This window comes from Chitinophaga sp. YR627, from assembly GCF_900114995.1.
Classification (GTDB): Bacteria; Bacteroidota; Bacteroidia; order Chitinophagales; family Chitinophagaceae; genus Chitinophaga.
The window spans coordinates 432,207-449,604 of record NZ_FOUX01000003.1 but is presented as its reverse complement, the minus strand read 5'-3'; the positions used below and the strand labels follow the sequence as shown (position 1 = coordinate 449,604).

The window sequence follows — 17,398 nt, the reverse complement described above, 5'->3', positions numbered from 1 at the left end:
GGGACATGTGGAATAATATCATTAACACCGCCCTCCTGGGTACCGGCAAAAAACAGTTGTCTGCTGCGGAACTTCCGACAGACCTGGCCACTGTGGCCGCTACGATCATGGAGGACAGATCGCTCGATGCGGAAACACAGTTTCTGCACATCGCAGCGGTCATACTGAATTATCGTCAGAGTGGCGTCAGTGCTGAACATAACAGCGGTGTTCCTTTGCAGGCGGCACCACCTGAAGAGAAGCCCTATTGCAACAAAGCGGCTATCTACGCATTACAGGATGCACTTGATATGGACCTCCTGCCATTGGTCAATTACTGGCTGGAAGCCTGTTATGATAAAGGCCAGATCGTAGTCCCGGAATATATCCCGGTATTACTGGAAACGGCTGTTTCTCAGAAACGCATCCGGCATCTGACAATGGCGGTATGTGGAAAACGGGGTCAGTGGTTAAGCAATATGAATGCTGACTGGCAATTTCCTTTTGCACTCAGCAACGAAGATCGCTGGCAAACAGGAAGCGCGGAAGACCGCAGACTGGTACTGCAGGAAATGCGTCAATCCTATCCGGGTACAGGAAGGGAATGGCTGATGCAGACCTGGACACAGGAAAATACTTCTGCCAGAACAGAATTCCTGAAGATCATGCGTACTAACATCGGCGAGGATGACCTTCGCTGGCTGGAATCTCTGCAGGAGAAAAACCAGAAAGTAAAGGATGAAATATGGGCATTGCTGAAACAGATCCCTGCTTCATTTATCGTACAGGCCTACTGGCAGATATTGCAACAGGCTGTTTCACGTGGCGCTAAACAATCATTGCAGATCTCGCTGCAATTACCCCTGGATAAGGTCATTATTGATTCCGGTATCGCAACGCTGAGCAATGAAAAGCATCTCAGTGAAGAAGCCTATATCCTTTTTCAGCTCGTGGGAAGCGTACCTCCCTCCTGGTGGGAATCACACTTCCGTATGGACAAGGAAGAGATCATTGACCTCTTTCAAAATGATGATCTGGGTAAACGGTTCATTCCTGCGCTGATACTTGCTGCGGGTCGTTTTAAAGATACTACCTGGCTTCGTTTATTATTAGCCACCAGTACTACCTTTTATCCTGACATCATTCCTTTATTACCTGCTGCCGAACAGGAGGAATATGCATTGCGCCTGTTCCCTACCTATCCGCAGGATGTGATCAATTATCTCAGTAACCGTACAGAAGAATGGGGACTTACCCTCACCGGTGAAGTACTGAAATGGATGGCCCGTAACCCTTATCAGTATACCCGAAATTTCTTTGATAAGCACGTATTACAACTTCCTCCGGCGATCATAGATGAACTGGATAAACTAATGCCGGAAGAACCCGCCTATCAGGGTACCTGGCGGAATACCAGCGATCATATACGCAAACTGATCTTCTGCAAAGTGCAGATAACGAACGCATTCAAATAAAATATTCAACACAAAACAATCACCTTTTCAAGCATATAAAGATGTCCAACGTATTACGTCAACATGCAGAACAATTGTTCCTTGAAGAACTGGAAGAGCTGAAAAAACAGGACAATGAAAAGCGTCCTTATAACTGGGTATTGTCGCCGCAGTCTGTTGTGACTTACCTGATGGGCGGCACCCTGAAAAACGGATTTGAAATACAGCCAAAATATATCGGTAACCGCAGACTGATTGAGATTGCGGTGGCTACACTGACCACAGACAGAGCACTCTTATTATACGGTTTACCAGGTACTGCAAAAAGCTGGGTGAGCGAACACCTGGCTGCTGCTATCAGCGGAGACTCTACCATGATCGTACAGGGTACTGCAGGTACCGGGGAAGAAGCCATCCGTTATGGATGGAACTATGCCCGCTTACTGGCAGAAGGTCCTTCTGAAAAAGCCCTGGTAGAAACACCCGTTATGCGTGGTATGCAGACTGGTAAAATTGTCAGAATTGAAGAACTGACCCGTATCAGTGCAGATGTACAGGATACGCTGATCACTATCTTATCTGAAAAAACACTCCCGGTGCCAGAATTGAACACCGCTGTAATGGCACAGAAAGGGTTCAATATCATTGCGACAGCGAATAACAGGGACAAGGGTGTAAACGATCTTTCCAGCGCCCTGAAACGCCGTTTTAATACGGTTATTCTGCCGGTACCTGATTCCATGGAAGAAGAGATCGATATCGTACGCCGTCGTGTGGAAAGCTATGAGAAAGTGATGGACCTGCCGGCTGAGAAACCAGCACTGGAAGAGATCCGTCGTATCGTGACCATCTTCCGTGAACTGAGAAATGGTGTAACTGTGGATGGTAAAACAAAGATCAAAGCACCTTCCGGCACACTGAGTACTGCAGAAGCGATTTCTGTGGTGAATAACGGTCTGGCGATGGCGGCTTATTTTGGCGATGGTCAGCTGAAAGCGGCTGATCTGGCCGCCGGTATCATCGGCGCTGTACTGAAAGATCCTGTGCAGGATAAACTGGTATGGCAGGAATACCTGGAGACTGTCGTAAAAACCAGAGAAGACTGGAAAGATATTTACCGCGCCTGCCGCGATCTATAAATAATTCATATGTCAATACACATACTGGGCATTCGACATCACGGACCCGGCTCTGCCAGACATGTGAAGGAATATCTTGAAAAAGTTAAACCGGATATCGTACTGGTGGAAGGGCCGCCGGAAGCTGACAACATCCTGGAATGGGTTAATAATGATCTGCTGAAACCACCTGTGGCTATTCTGGCTTATCAGCCTGACGCGCCGCAGAAAGCAGTGTTCTATCCATTTGCAGAATTCTCTCCTGAATGGCAGGCTATTCTCTATGCCCGCAGGAATAATATTCCTGTACGGTTCATGGACCTTCCTATGGCACATCAGTTTGAACTGAAAGCAGCCAGAGAGCCGAAAGAAGATGCAGCAGAAGCACCTTCGCTTAACAATAGTCTGGCGCCCTATATCCCCGATACACATATCGTGAGAAGAAACCCTGTAGCCTATCTCGCAGGTGCAGCCGGTTTTGCAGATGAAGAGAAATGGTGGGAACATATGTTTGAATACAGACAGGACCCGGAAGCCGTGTTTACCGCTGTTGCCGAAGGCATGCAGGCACTCCGGCAGGACCTTCATCTTCCTTACGATCGTGAAGAGCAGTTACGTGAAGCGCATATGCGTAAAACTATTCGTCAGGCTGAAAGGGAAATGTATACAGAGATCGCAGTTGTATGCGGCGCCTGGCACACTCCTGCCCTGTTGAATATGGGTAAGGCAAAAGATGACAACGAACTGCTTAAGGGACTGCCGAAAGTGAAAGTCGCTACTACCTGGATCCCCTGGACATACAACCGTCTCAGTTACAACAGTGGCTATGGCGCAGGTATCAATTCTCCCGGATGGTATGAACATAACTGGCGCTATCCCAATGATGATGGTACCCGCTGGATGTCAAGAGTAGCCCGTCTTTTCCGTGAACAACAGAAAGATATTTCTGTGGCACACGTCATGGAGGCGGTACGATTGGCAAATGCGCTTACCGCATTGAGAGGATTACCTAAAGCGGGTCTGGAAGAACTGAATGAAGCAACTCTCAGCGTACTCTGTAACGGGGAAGATATTCTGCTGCAACTGATCAATGAAGAACTGATCGTCAGTGATAAGATCGGGGAAGTACCTACAGATATTCCGCGTCCTCCCTTACAGACGGATATCGAAAAACTACAGAAGAAATTAAGGCTGCCACAAACAGCTGATTATAAAGACTATGTCCTCGATCTCCGTAAGGATACAGATCTTGAACGTAGTATCCTGCTGCATCGTATGGAGATGCTGGACATCCGCTGGGGCCATCGTTACGGTCCTTCGGGTAAAGGCACCTTTAAAGAGCAGTGGCGCTTACAATGGGACCCCGGATTCTCTATTGATATCATTGAGAAGGGAAGCTGGGGAAATACGGTAGAAGAAGCCGCCTCTAAATATGTACAGCATCAGGCGAAAACGGCTACTTCTCTTAAAGAAGTTTGTACGCTGCTGGAAACAGCCATTCCCGCTGAACTGCATGCTGCCGTAGAAGCACTCGTACAACAGGTGAATAACCTGGCCGCTGCCACCGGTGATGTAATGCAACTGATGACCGTTATTCCTGGTCTGGTGCAGATCAGCCGTTATGGTAACGTAAGGAAAACAGATGCAACGCTGGTTGACGGTATTGTAGCCGGTATGATCACACGTATCTGTATCAGTTTACCTGCCGCCTGTATTGGTATTGCGGATGATGCAGCAGCTGAATTGCTGGAGCTGATCTACAATATGAATGATGCCCTGCTCATCCTGCAGGACTCCGAACTGACCACACAATGGCAACAGACGATCTCTCACATTGCACGCAATGACAGCTCCGCACCTGTTATCGGTGGTTATGCAACAAGATTGCTGGCCGATCACAGACAACTTTCCTGTAATGATCTGGTAAGAGTATTCAGTTATGCAATGTCTGCTGCGACACCGCCTGCTACTGCAGCTGCCTGGCTGGAAGGTTTTCTGAAAGGCAGCGGTACATTACTGCTGGTAGACAATGATCTATGGACAGTGGTATATAACTGGATGCATCAACTGGAAGAAGACGCATTCAAACAGTTGCTTCCATTGTTACGCAGAACCTTCTCTGGTTTTACCAAAGCAGAAAGAAGAAAGCTGGGAGAAAAAGCAAAAGGTGGTGTCAGTGGCACTACGGGCGTATCTCAGCAGACGATGGAAAACATTGATGCAACAAGAGCACTGAAAGGAATTCCTGTCGTGCTGCAAATGTTGGGCGTTAAATAATTCTGATATGGATGATTTAAATAAATGGCGGCTGGTACTGGGTGGTAATGAATCAGATGGTACCGGCTTTTCACTCAGTGGCACAGAGCTACAGATGGATAAAACACTGGAGGCTTTGTATGACAGCGAAAAGAAAGGAGGACTCGGTGCTTCCTCCCCAAATGTCAGCCGCTGGCTGGGCGATATCCGTACCTTCTTTCCGGCATCTGTTGTACAGATCATGCAACGTGATGCATTACAACGTCTGAATATCACACAGATGCTGTTTGAAAAGGAAATGCTGGAAAATGTAGAGCCGGATGTACATCTGGTAGCTACATTACTTACACTGAAACATGCTATTCCTGATAAGACACGTGACACTGCAAGACAGGTGGTGAAACGTGTGGTAGATGAACTGCTGAAAAAACTGACCCAACCTACTTTACAGGCAATTACGGGTAGTTTGCACAGGAGCATTCGTAACAGAAGGCCCCGTCATAATGAGATCAACTGGCATGCGACGATCCTTAAGAATCTGCAGCATTATCAGCCGGAGTATAAAACAATCATTCCTGAAACACGGATTGGTTATGGCCGTAGAACTACTTCACTGAAAGACGTGGTGCTTTGTCTCGATCAGAGTGGATCAATGGGTTCTTCAGTGGTTTATTCAGGTATCTTCGGTTCAGTGATGGCTTCCATACCTGCGATAAAAACACGTATGGTGGTATTTGATACTGCTGTTGCTGATCTTACGGAAGAACTGAAAGATCCTGTTGATCTTTTATTTGGTGTACAACTTGGTGGAGGTACAGATATACAGGCAGCACTCTCTTATTGTCAGCAGATCATTACCCGTCCGGCAGATACTGTGCTCGTACTGATCACCGATCTGTTTGAAGGAGGCGCTGATGATAAGATGCGTAAACGCGCGGCTGAATTAACAGCCGCGGGCGTACAGGTCATCGTATTACTTGCTTTGAACGATGATGGTGCGCCGGCTTATGATCACGGTAATGCACAATTTCTGTCCAATCTGGGTATTCCGGTGTTTGCCTGTACGCCCGACAAATTTCCTGATCTGATGGCTGCTGCGCTGAGTAAACAGGATATCAACAACTGGGCAGCCAGAGAAGATTTTATACTAAAGAAATAACTACTTCACTTTTAACCATTCATCGTCCTGGTAGATGATACCATCTGCCAGGGCTTTTTCTACCGCCTCCTGTAAATCAGTCCGCAGATCTTCTGTTACACGCGCAAATCCCAATGTTTTTGCAATAACAGGTATCGCCGCCGTCATCGTGATTGCTACTGCATCCTGCACTGTTTTCTCTACAACGGCTCCTAATTCTTCCGGCGCGATATAAGTCATCTTACGCGATGCAGTAGGCAAATTCGCCCTGCTACGTACTAATGGTTTTTCCATCTCCGCATCCCAGAGGAATTCCTCTTTTACAACAACCGTATCATTTCCAACTGCGTCTGCAATTGCCTGTTTCAATACCTCACGAATTCTGTTTCCTACACGGGATACATCTGCTGCATCCAGTATTCTGCGCGTTGCTTCTTCGACATGCACCGGACTCTCTACACGTACGATCATCTCCAGCCAGGATCTTAATTTATCTGCCGGATGCTGATGCAGATCTTTTAATGCTATTTCTTCCGGTAGCACTGCCATTTCATATAATGGTACGTCTGCGCCTTCCTCCTCTTCTTCTCTTACCATTGTATAGTCTTCAGAAGGCACAATTGCTTCCTGGTTCTCCCCTTCATTTGCGCGCACCGATTCAATTGCTGCAAGCAATCTTTTCAACTCACGTACGGGATGACGGAACCAATCGGTACTCCAAACGGTATAGATATTCCATCCCATATTTTCCAGCACCTGCTGACGCAATCTATCCCTGTCTTTCGCAGAACGGGCAGCGTGATAAGCAGCGCCATCACACATAATACCCATGATATATTTACCCGGATGTTCCGGATCAGCAATCGCCAGATCAATATAGAATCCTTTGCTGCCAAGTTGTTTCTTCACATTATAACCAGCAGCTGTCAGTTGTTCGGCAACCAGTGTTTCAAAAGGAATATTCGCAGGTAATCCATCTGCATAAGAACGATGCATAGAACCATGTTGTGCGAAATACAGGAAATTCTTCAGCGCACGTACGCCTTCACTTTCTGTTTTATTCAGATCGATATCATCTGAGGTCAGATTCGTAAATACTTCGCAACGTTGTTTTGCACGCGTGATCAATACGTTCAGTCGCTTCTCTCCTCCTTCGTTATTCAGCGGTCCGAATGCAAGGCTCACTGTTCCTTCCGGTGTGCGGCCATAACCTATACTGATAAATATTACATCACGTTCATCACCCTGTACATTCTCCAGGTTCTTTACAAAGAATGGCTCATGCGGATGTGCTTTGAAGAATGATTCCAGCTCAGGCATTTTCTTTCTGGCTGTTTCAAGTGATTGCTGTATTGCCTGCATCTGTGCAGTACTGAAAGCAACTACACCTAAACTCATTTCAGGATGTTGTTTTGCATGTTCAATCACAGCTGTAGTGATGGCATCTGCTTCCTGCTGATTCGTTCTTGTTTTACCACGATCGTAGGTTGCTTCTTTCAGATGATGATAAACTAATCCCATCTGATGTGCAGCACCCGGACTTGGGAAAATCACCAGTTTATTTTCATAGAACTCATGATTAGACATCGTGATCAGTGATTCATGCCGGCTACGATAATGCCAGCGTAACATGCGTTGCGGAGCACCCTGTGCATCACACATACCCAGGATACTTGGCATATCTGCTGTTACATTTTCCTCATCATCAACTTCCTTCATCAGTGAATCAAAGAAGCTACTTGGTGGCAACTGTTTACTATCGCCTACAACTACCAGTTGCTTTCCTCTCAGCAATGCACCTAATGCATCAACCGGTCTTACCTGACTCGCTTCGTCAAAGATGACAAGATCAAATTGTAATGAACCAGGAGGAAGGAAATTAGCAATTGAAAGAGGACTCATCATGAACACAGGTTTGATGGCCTGTATGGCGAGTCCTGCTGCCTGTACCAGTTTACGGATAGGCATATGTCTTGCCTTTTTATTAAACTCGGTTCGCAGTACGTTTACCTGTCCGCCGGCTTCCAAAGGAGGAATACCATCATAATGTTTTAGCGCCGCACGTGCCCTGTTATACTGAAGATTTAGTGTATCCAGTTTTACGAACTGTTTGACTGCTGCTTCATGACTTGATCTTTCAAATTTTCTGATAGCAGCATGTGTCATGAGTGCTTTTTCCCAAAGGTATTCATACCATGTTTTCTGTATTGCACCTTTTAATGCTGTTGCTGCTTCCGGCCAGTAAGCGACTGCTTCTGTCAAGACCTGTAAACCTTCTGTTTTCGCTGTATCTGCCAGGTTATTCCAGGAGATCGCATGATGAATATCCGGCAATCCGTCTATCCATGATTGCATCAATACGACCTGCTCTTCATAGGGACGTTGCAGCAGTGGTGTTACGTCTCTGAAGCGGCGTTGTTCATTTAATGCAAAAGCTGCGATCACAGCATCGATAGCAGCACCCTGCTGTTGCAATGTTCTCAACAGTGTATCATAATAACGTTTGGCTACTTCAACCGGCTCATTCTTTTCGAGATAATCCAGGATGACAGCAGTACATGTACCATAACTGATCTGCTTATGTACTTCCGTTATATAATTAGTAATGGTTTCAAGTGTTTCCCAATTGGATTGTCCTTTCTGCCAGCGTTGCTGGTACAATTCTTTTGCGAGTGATTCCTGTTCCTGGAGTTGTTTTTCTAATCTTCTTGCTTCCAGTATAGCATCTATACAAGCGAGTTTTCCAGGCAGATCATCAGGTGGAGCTGTCTTACATAAAGCAGCCAGCTGACGATTTGTTTTATTATAATCTCCTTTCAGGAATTTATACCACTTATCCCCATAGGCCAACAGGTTCTGTCGTATCTCCAGGACCTGTTGTTCCCATGCTTCCGGAATGAGTATTGCATCATATGCCTGATGCAACTGACGCAAACGTTTTCCTATCTGCAGCAACTCTTTGATATCTTCTTTCTGTTGCAACCAGGCGGGATGTCTTAACTGTATACCTGTTATATCCGGACGTACAGATGCGAGTTGTACAAAGAACGAAAGATCCATACTATTCTTTCTATTCAGTGGCATTGACAATCCTACCTGACCAGCGATGATCGCACTTTCATGTTGCAGCGTTGTAGTAGTATCCAATGCTTTCTGTAAAACAGGAATCAGTCTGTCCTGTTCAGCAGGAACCAGAACGGTCAATCCGATCCCCCAGAACAACAAAGAAGAAGGCATCCCTGTCTCCTTCAAACGATGTTCAATTCTCAGTGCCATTGCTTCTGCACGTTGCATGCTCAAAGCATTCCAGTTATCTATATCAGGTATTGCGATCCTTGGTAAAGTAATATCTACGAATTGTTCTTTCAGTTGTAACAGATAACCCATCAGTTGTTGCGGAGTGATACCACTTTCACCAACTGGTGTATTCACTGCAATACTGTAATCGTTCAGTTCTTTGCGATAGTCATTCAGTAATGTGACTTCCTGTTGTAATTGCAGAATAGCAGGCTTACGTAACTCCAGTGTTTTTCTTAACTCCTGGTGTAATTCTTTTTTGTTGGCCTTGTGGCTATGTAATTCGAGACAGGCATCGCCTAATTGTATACTATCCAGTCTGCGTTTTACCACTTCAAGTGCGGCCATCTTCTCAGCGACAAACAACACCTTCTTTCCTTCACCGATTGCATTCGCAATCAGGTTAGTGATGGTCTGTGATTTACCCGTGCCCGGAGGACCCTGTATCACCAGGTTACGTCCTTCCTGTACTGCTAACATAGCGAGTAACTGAGAGCCATCCGCATCTACTACCTGGTGTAATTCATGTGCGGAAGTTTCTGTGTCGATGAATGCATCTTCCGGTACTTCAGGTGCACCTTCAGAAAAACCATCTCCGAATAAACTCTGTAAGATCGGATGATTAGCAGGTTGTTCATCCGCGGGCCATCCATCACTATCCAGGTCATGATATAACATCAGTTTGCCGAAGGAGAAGAATCCCAGTTCAACTGCATCAGTGATCACTTCCCATCCGTCCATTCCATTGACAGCAGCATCGATCTGTTGTATATATTCTGTGACAGCGATTTCTTCTGACTCAGGCATGTCTGGCAATACGATACCATATTCTGCTTTGATCTTGGTCTGCAGACTAAGATTCATTTCCACATCACTACCAGTATAGCGCAAACGAAAACGCTCTCTTGCGCTGGAGCGTTCCAGCGAAACAGGTATTAATATCAGTGGTGCATACCGCGCTTCCTTTCCATTATCATTTTCATACCACTTTAACATGCCCAATGTCAGGAACAGGATATTGACACCCTGTTCTTCCAGACTGGTACGCGCAGCATAATAGGTATTCAGTAATCTGTTTTGCAAAGCAGCGGCAGTTTCAGTCGTCTGTAAACGCGTATCGTGTACGACTTCTTCCGGTTCAGGTAAAGTGACAGGTTCCGGTAATATTACCGGCTCTGTTACTTCTACTGCTGTCTCTTTCTTTTCTTTTACATCAGTTTTGGGGAGGAAGGTCATTGCCTTGCTCTGCTTCACCAGTACTTCGTATATATTGGTGATGCTTTCCTGTTCGATATGTACTCCACGACTTACGGGTAAACGGTAATTCAATAAGGGGTTACGTAGTCCCAGATCCAGTAATTCCCGGCGGGAAGCCTCCAGCTTAATAAGGATTGATTCCTTCATGTGCAGTTCGTTGTAAGAACAAAAAAAACGATAATTTATATTAAGAACGATTATTGACGATAATTTATTCTAATAATATTACTATTACCTTTATTCACATAACTATTAATCATTTCCGTGTATCAGGTATTATACTTTCTCTGGGGTACAAACTGGCATATCGCATTGAAAATTATAGGGTATGTGCTGATCTCACTTTCCTTTTTGGGTGTGGTTGGAACTATTCTGCTGGAAAACCGGAATCCGGTCAAAGCGATGGCTTATATCATGTTGCTGGTATTTGTCCCCATACTGGGATTAGTAGTATACTATTATCTGGGAAGAGACCTCCGCAAGAAACGCCGGTTTACGCTGAAGGGAAGTAAGGATGAAACGCTGATGTTACGATACTGGGAATCTCAGCGAAAAGAGATTGACCAGATGCAGTTGCAGCTTCGTAAACAGGTAGCGAGTAAACAGGAGATCTCTGCTATGCTGCTCAACACAAGACATTCTGTATTATCCTGTGATAACCGTGTACAATTATTATTAAACGGAGAAGAAAAGTATCCTGCAGTAATGGAGGCGCTGAGAGCAGCCAAACATCATATACATATCGAGTACTACATCTTTGCTTCGGATGATGTGGGTAATGAGATAGCAGAAATATTACTGGAGAAACTGAGAGCAGGTGTGGAAGTACGTTTCATTTATGATGACCTGGGCAGTGATAAGATCGGTGATATACCAGACCTGTTGGAAGAAAATGGTGCAGAGGTTTTTGCCTTCTCTCCTGTACTGATCAATTTCTATCTGAATGCGAATTATCGTAATCACAGAAAGATCATTATCATCGATGGAGAAGTAGGATTTACCGGAGGTATCAATATAGATGACCGTTACCTGAACAATGCGAAGCATCCGGTATTCTGGAGAGATACACATCTGAAACTGGAAGGCGATGTGGTAAATCTTTTACAGCTGCAATTCATGATGAGTTATCGTTATTGCAGTAAACAAACATTTCCGTTCAGTCCACCTTATTTTCATCGTTCTGATCTGAATGAAAATTGCTTTGCAGATATTGTAGCCAGCGGACCAGATTCTGAGTTTCCGATGGCGATGCAAACGATACTGATGGCGATCAATAATGCACGCCGTTCTATCCGTATCAGTAATCCTTATTTTATTCCCAACGAACAGATATTAACGGCATTGCAGATGGCTGCATTATCAGGTAAAACTGTGCAGCTCATTTTACCTTTCCGTGGTGATTCATTTTTTGTGCAACATGCAGCACAATCCTACATCAAGTCGTTGCTTGATGCAGGTGTGAAAGTATATTTTTATCAGAAAGGTTTTATACATGCAAAGTCAATTGCAATAGATGATAATCTTGCAATTGTTGGTTCTGTAAACCTTGACTACCGGAGTTTTTATCTGAATAGTGAAATTGCTGTAGTCGTTTATGACAAGACCTTTGTGCATAAGCTGAATGCAGCATTTGAACAGGACCTGCAGGACTCTGAACACATCGATCGTCGCTTATGGAGAAATCGTTCTTTGTGGCAGAAGTTCATAGATGGTGTATGCAGATTACTTACTCCGTTACTATAGTATGTGATCAGCCATTATCATTATCTTCTTCGAGATCTTCATGCCTGTCTCCACCAAGACTATAGTAATTGTTTTCTTCGTCTTCCTCTCCTATCATTTCATTACTATCATCCAGGTCAGCACCTGGCACATCCAGTCCTTCATCCATCTCACCGGAATCAACAGAAGATTCTCTTGCGAGTTCATTATTGATACGTGCAGATCTGGTTACTTTTTCCACATCGAGATCTTCCTGTTCGCCTCTGTAAGTGATATCTTCATTTGCAGGATAAGCAGGATAACCTGGGAATTTTTCGTCTTCTGTTTGTTCGGATTTCTTATCTGTTGGTTTAGTGACTTTCTTTTTCATGATCTTATCGTTTTAGTTTTTTATGAAAAAGTTATGCCAATCAGATATCGGTATTCAGCAGCAAATGTTAATTCGTTCCAATCATTTTTAAGCAAACCGGTTTGGGTACTTTTATCTCCTGACCGGTTGGTTTGAGTAATCCTGTCAGCTTGTTTCTTTTAAATACAACTACGTTGTCAGTATTCTGATTAGCGACTAATAAATAGTTTCCATCAGGGTCTATCATGAAATTACGCGGTGCTTTTCCACCGGAAGGTTGTTCACCTTTTTTCACCAGCTGACCGTTCTTGCGATCTATGCTGTAGATGACAATATTATTCAATTTATCTCTGTTGGAAGCATATAAAAATTTACCATCCGGAGAGATGTGAATATCAGCCCCCGAGATAGGACCTTTGTATGCAACAGGCAATGTTGACAAAGTTTGAAAAGGAATGAGTCTTCCTCTTACATAATTAAAGGCGGTTACTTTTCCATCGAGTTCATGTATCACGTATGCCCATTTGCCATTTGGATGGAAAGTAATGTGTCGCGGACCAGCACCGGGATTCAATGCAGCATAGCCCGTATCAGCAGGTACTAAGGGCAGCACATCTCCCTGGTTGTAATTATAGATGACTATCTGATCAATACCTAAATCGGACACGTACAATGTCTTTTTATCAGGACCGAATACGGTACAGTGTACGTGTGGTTTCTCCTGTCGTTCTTTATTAGGTCCGGTACCGGTATGCTCAATTGTTTGTACAGGCGCATCTATTTTTCCGTCGTTACGTACGGGCAATACAGAGAGACTACCACCACTGTAATTTCCGACGATCACATATTTACCATCTGCGTCTGTTGTGATATAACAGGGTGAAGCGCCACCGGAAACCTGTTTATTGAGGAAGGTAAGGTTACCGCCGACGGTATCCCATTCAAAGGCGCTTACGCCTCCTTCATTATTTTCATTTACGGAATATACGTGTTGCTGATCGGGGGCGATCACGAGATAGGAAGGATTATCCACACCTTTCGCAGTACTTACATAACGGAGTGTACCGGTTGTTGTATTAAACGCATAGACATTGATCCCCTCATCTGCACTCTTTGTATAAGTGCCAATCAGTAGATATTTTTCTTTCGTCGTATCTGTTTGTGCTGACAACATCGTAGTAGTTAATAAAGCGGTGCAGGTGAGTAAGGTATTGAGCATATACTGTGCCTTTTATGTAAAAACAAATTACTAAATATGCAATAAACTATAAAACGCATTTTAAGGCCCTTTTTTGCCATCTACACCCTTTACGGACCATTATCATTACCTACATCCCGATCGTCCAAATTTAAGGGGCTTATAAAGTCATCTTTTTAGGGTAAATAATCTATCAAATGATTGAAAATCAATTTTTTAAAGAAAATTAAGGAAAAAGCCCAGTCCATAGACAAGGTCCGGGTGTATATACTTCTAATTTAACCTTAACTTTTATTTTGAATAAATTATTTTCAAATACGATATATGATAACGACATATTGTGTCTTGTTACACGTGTAACAAAAAGCACAATGTTCCGCTTGAAAAAATGTTCAGGTAAATTTTCCAGGAAATCGGGTGATGAATAAATTCATAGATACACTAATCAGGTAAATCAGTGGAATGAACTATAAATAAATTTCTGCCTGCTTCGTTAGAAATTTGGTGTGGATGAAAAAATAGGTCCGGTCGAGTCATAGGTTCAATCTCATGCATCTTCTGTCTGGGTCCACAGGAATCTGGTCTTTGACGAATATAGACAAAAAAAATACATGCCCATAACAAGCATGTATTTTTATTTTTGGCTTTAGTATGATTGATATCAGCGTCCCATGTACACCATCAGGATCTGTACATCGCTTGGATTTACGCCGCTGATTCTGCTGGCTTGTCCGAGGGTACGCGGACGGATCTTATTAAATTTCTGTCTGGCTTCTGCACTGAGTGATACCAGTTTTGTATAATCGAATCCATCAGGAATGAGCAGGTCTTCCATCTGGCTCATTCTTTTCACCAGGTCATTTTCCTTTTCGATATATACTTCATATTTGATCTGGATCTCTGCCTGTTCCAATGTTTCATCTCCGAATTCCGCCAGTGCTTTTCCGATCTTCGCTACATGGTTCTTCATGGAGAAGATATCCATAGTAGGCCTTAACAGGATCTGGTAAGCGCGCATACGCTGTGGCAGTGGTGAAGTATTTTTCTCGGCCAGCAGGTGATTGATCTCTTCCGGATCGACAGGCAATTCTTTCAGAATTGCTTTGATCTTCTCTACACCTTCTCTCTTCACGATCACTTTATCCAGTCTGTTTTGTCTGGCGAGTCCCATTTCAAAACTCTGTTCTGTCAGACGCAGATCGGCATTATCCTGTCTCAGCAAAGTTCTGAATTCTGCTCTTGAAGTGAACATTCTATAAGGTTCGTCGGTGCCTTTATTAATCAGGTCATCGATGAGTACACCAATATATGCTTCACTTCTTTTGAGTACAAATGGCGCCTGACCGCTTGCTTTGAGGTGTGCATTGATACCTGCCATCAAACCCTGACATGCAGCTTCTTCATATCCGGTAGTACCATTGATTTGTCCGGCGAAGAACAAATTCTGGATATGTTTTGTCTCCAGGGAGAACTGCAATTGTGTTGGTGGGAAGTAATCGTACTCAATCGCATAACCCGGGCGGAACATTTTTACGTTCTCAAATCCGGGTACTAATTGCAGTGCTTTATACTGTACATCTTCCGGCAGGGAGGTTGAAAATCCATTCACATAGATTTCTACGGTGTTCCAACCTTCGGGTTCTACGAACAGTTGATGTCTGTCTCTTTCTGCGAAACGGTTGATTTTATCTTCAATACTTGGACAGTATCTTGGTCCGACACCCTGGATTCTACCCTGAAACATCGGAGATCTGTCGAATCCTGTCTTCAGCATTTCATGTACCTTATCACTTGTATAGGTGATATGGCAACTTTTCTGTTGTTCAGGTTTGATCTTTTCAACATCCAGATAAGAGAAACCGGTGATTACATCATCACCTGGTTGTTCTTCCATTTTGGAATAATCCAGACTTCTTGCATCGATTCTTGGTGGTGTACCTGTCTTCAATCTGTCGCTTTCGAAGCCGAGGGATACTAATTGTTCGGTGATTCCGGTAGCTGCTTTTTCTGCTACGCGACCTCCGCCGAACTGTTTATCTCCGATATGCATTACACCATTCAGGAATGTTCCGTTGGTGAGCACTACAGATTTTGCTTTTATTTCGTGTCCCAAGCCGGTCACCACACCATAGCAACGACCGTCTTTTACCAGTAGTCCTTTTACCATGTCCTGATAGAAGTCGACGTTTGGCGTTTGTTCCAATGCCTCTCTCCACTTTGCCGCAAACAACATTCTGTCGTTCTGTGTACGGGGGCTCCACATGGCTGGTCCTTTGGAACGGTTCAGCATACGGAACTGAATCATGGACTGGTCGGTCACGATTCCGGAGTATCCTCCGAGTGCGTCAATCTCCCTTACAATTTGTCCTTTGGCGATTCCACCCATTGCTGGGTTGCAGCTCATCTGAGCGATCGTTTGCATGTTCATGGTGACCAAAAGGACTTTGGAACCCATGTTTGCAGCGGAAGCTGCAGCCTCGCAACCGGCATGTCCGGCGCCTACCACAATTACATCGTATGATGGAAACATAATTTTATTTAAATAGAAATGCAAAGGTACATAGAAGCGGGGATATGTAATGTTCCACGTGGAACATCTGGAAATTCGTTTTGAAATGAGTGGTTGGTGAAGGTGAAGATAGTGGATTTTTTATTGGGAGAAGTTGGGTTTATAAGGTGATCACAAGAAGAGTTATGTTTTAAATTATTATAGGTTAGGCGTCGAGCCCTGGATGTTTGTTCCGATGGCGACATGTTGCCTTGGGGAAATTCAGAGTGTAGCTGAGATATTTTCTTATGGGAGCCATGTTATTATTCATGGGTGGAGTATTCCTTTTGCGCTTCAAATCTTTCTGATTGGGTTCTGTAAGATTCCTGGACATACTGCTTTGGGTTTGAGAAGGGCTATCGGGCTGATGCCCTTCTTCGAGGTTTGCTATTTGGCGTTGTCAATCGTGGTTGGCTTGGGTGGTGCTATTAAGTCTTGTCAAGCGTATTGAAATCTCGAAGGGCTAAGGCCCGACAGCTCCTTCTCAAACCCGCCGCACTAATTGTCTCTTTGTGGTAGTTCAGGAGTATAGCTGAGATATTTTCTTACGGGAGCCATGTTATAATTCATGGGTGGGTTATTTTTTGTGCATGAAATCTTTCTGCTTAGGGTTCTGTGGGATTCTCAGACATACTGCTTTGGGTTTGAGAAGGGCTATCGGGCTGATGCCCTTCTTCGAGGTTTGCTATTTGGCGTTGTCAATCGTGGTTGGCTTGGGTGGTGTTATTAAGTCTTGTCAAGCGTGTAGAAATCTCGAAGGGCTAAGGCCCGATAGCCCTTCTCAAACCCGCCGCACTAATTGTCCCTTCTGATAGTTCAGGAGTGTAGCTGAAATATTTTCTTACTGATGTAGGTCTATTGATATGTTCTTCATGTTTTCAGGAGGGACAGACAGGCTGATTAAGTTGAGGTAAAGTCTAACTAAAAATTCTTTCTGTTGATTTGTTGTAAGGGATCACCGTTATGATCTTTTAGGGTTGTCGTTCTCCTCTACCCTATCAGACGTTCTGAATAAGCCAAACCAGGATCGAGTCTGTCCTGGTAATTGTTTTCAAATTATAGTCCTCATTTGTTGACAGATT

9 protein-coding genes are annotated in these 17,398 nt (G+C 44.2%); 5 read left to right on the top strand and 4 right to left on the bottom strand.

Going from position 1 to position 17,398, the window contains the following annotated elements:
• Nucleotides 1-5: 5 nt before the first annotated feature.
• The 4 genes from BMZ72_RS17220 to BMZ72_RS17205 are packed head-to-tail and all read left to right on the top strand — an operon-like array spanning nucleotide 6 to nucleotide 5,966.
• A complete protein-coding gene (locus BMZ72_RS17220; protein ID WP_089810502.1) occupies nucleotides 6-1,454 on the top strand; it encodes a DUF5691 domain-containing protein in 1,449 nt (482 codons plus the stop codon).
• Between the two features lie 41 nt (nucleotides 1,455-1,495).
• On the top strand, nucleotides 1,496-2,572 hold the full coding sequence (locus BMZ72_RS17215; RefSeq protein WP_089810500.1) for an ATP-binding protein: 1,077 nt from the start codon (nucleotides 1,496-1,498) through the stop codon (nucleotides 2,570-2,572).
• A gap of 9 nt (nucleotides 2,573-2,581) precedes the next feature.
• Nucleotides 2,582-4,828 (top strand): DUF5682 family protein, encoded by a 2,247-nt coding sequence (locus BMZ72_RS17210; RefSeq protein WP_089810498.1) that lies wholly within the window; start codon nucleotides 2,582-2,584, stop codon nucleotides 4,826-4,828.
• Between the two features lie 7 nt (nucleotides 4,829-4,835).
• On the top strand, nucleotides 4,836-5,966 hold the full coding sequence (locus tag BMZ72_RS17205; protein WP_089810497.1) for a VWA domain-containing protein: 1,131 nt from the start codon (nucleotides 4,836-4,838) through the stop codon (nucleotides 5,964-5,966).
• On the opposite strand, the gene BMZ72_RS17200 is transcribed toward BMZ72_RS17205, so the two are convergent.
• A complete protein-coding gene (locus tag BMZ72_RS17200; RefSeq protein WP_089810495.1) occupies nucleotides 5,967-10,646 on the bottom strand; it encodes a DUF3320 domain-containing protein in 4,680 nt (1,559 codons plus the stop codon). It abuts the gene before it with no gap.
• 117 nt (nucleotides 10,647-10,763) lie between these two features.
• On the opposite strand from BMZ72_RS17200, the gene cls reads away from it, so the two are divergent.
• Entirely contained in the window at nucleotides 10,764-12,242 is a 1,479-nt protein-coding gene (gene cls / locus BMZ72_RS17195) for a cardiolipin synthase (RefSeq protein ID WP_177222820.1), read from the top strand.
• Between the two features lie 7 nt (nucleotides 12,243-12,249).
• Here the strand turns inward: cls and BMZ72_RS17190 are convergent, their stop codons facing one another.
• From BMZ72_RS17190 to mnmG, 3 genes are all read right to left on the bottom strand, one after another.
• Complete coding sequence (locus BMZ72_RS17190) at nucleotides 12,250-12,591, bottom strand: hypothetical protein (RefSeq protein ID WP_089810490.1); 342 nt, start codon at nucleotides 12,589-12,591, stop codon at nucleotides 12,250-12,252.
• 67 nt (nucleotides 12,592-12,658) lie between these two features.
• Nucleotides 12,659-13,789, bottom strand: coding sequence for a lactonase family protein (locus BMZ72_RS17185; protein WP_089810488.1), 1,131 nt, complete (start codon nucleotides 13,787-13,789; stop codon nucleotides 12,659-12,661).
• Nucleotides 13,790-14,429: 640 nt separating this feature from the next.
• Nucleotides 14,430-16,298 (bottom strand): tRNA uridine-5-carboxymethylaminomethyl(34) synthesis enzyme MnmG, encoded by a 1,869-nt coding sequence (mnmG, locus tag BMZ72_RS17180; protein ID WP_089810486.1) that lies wholly within the window; start codon nucleotides 16,296-16,298, stop codon nucleotides 14,430-14,432.
• Nucleotides 16,299-17,398: the final 1,100 nt, after the last annotated feature.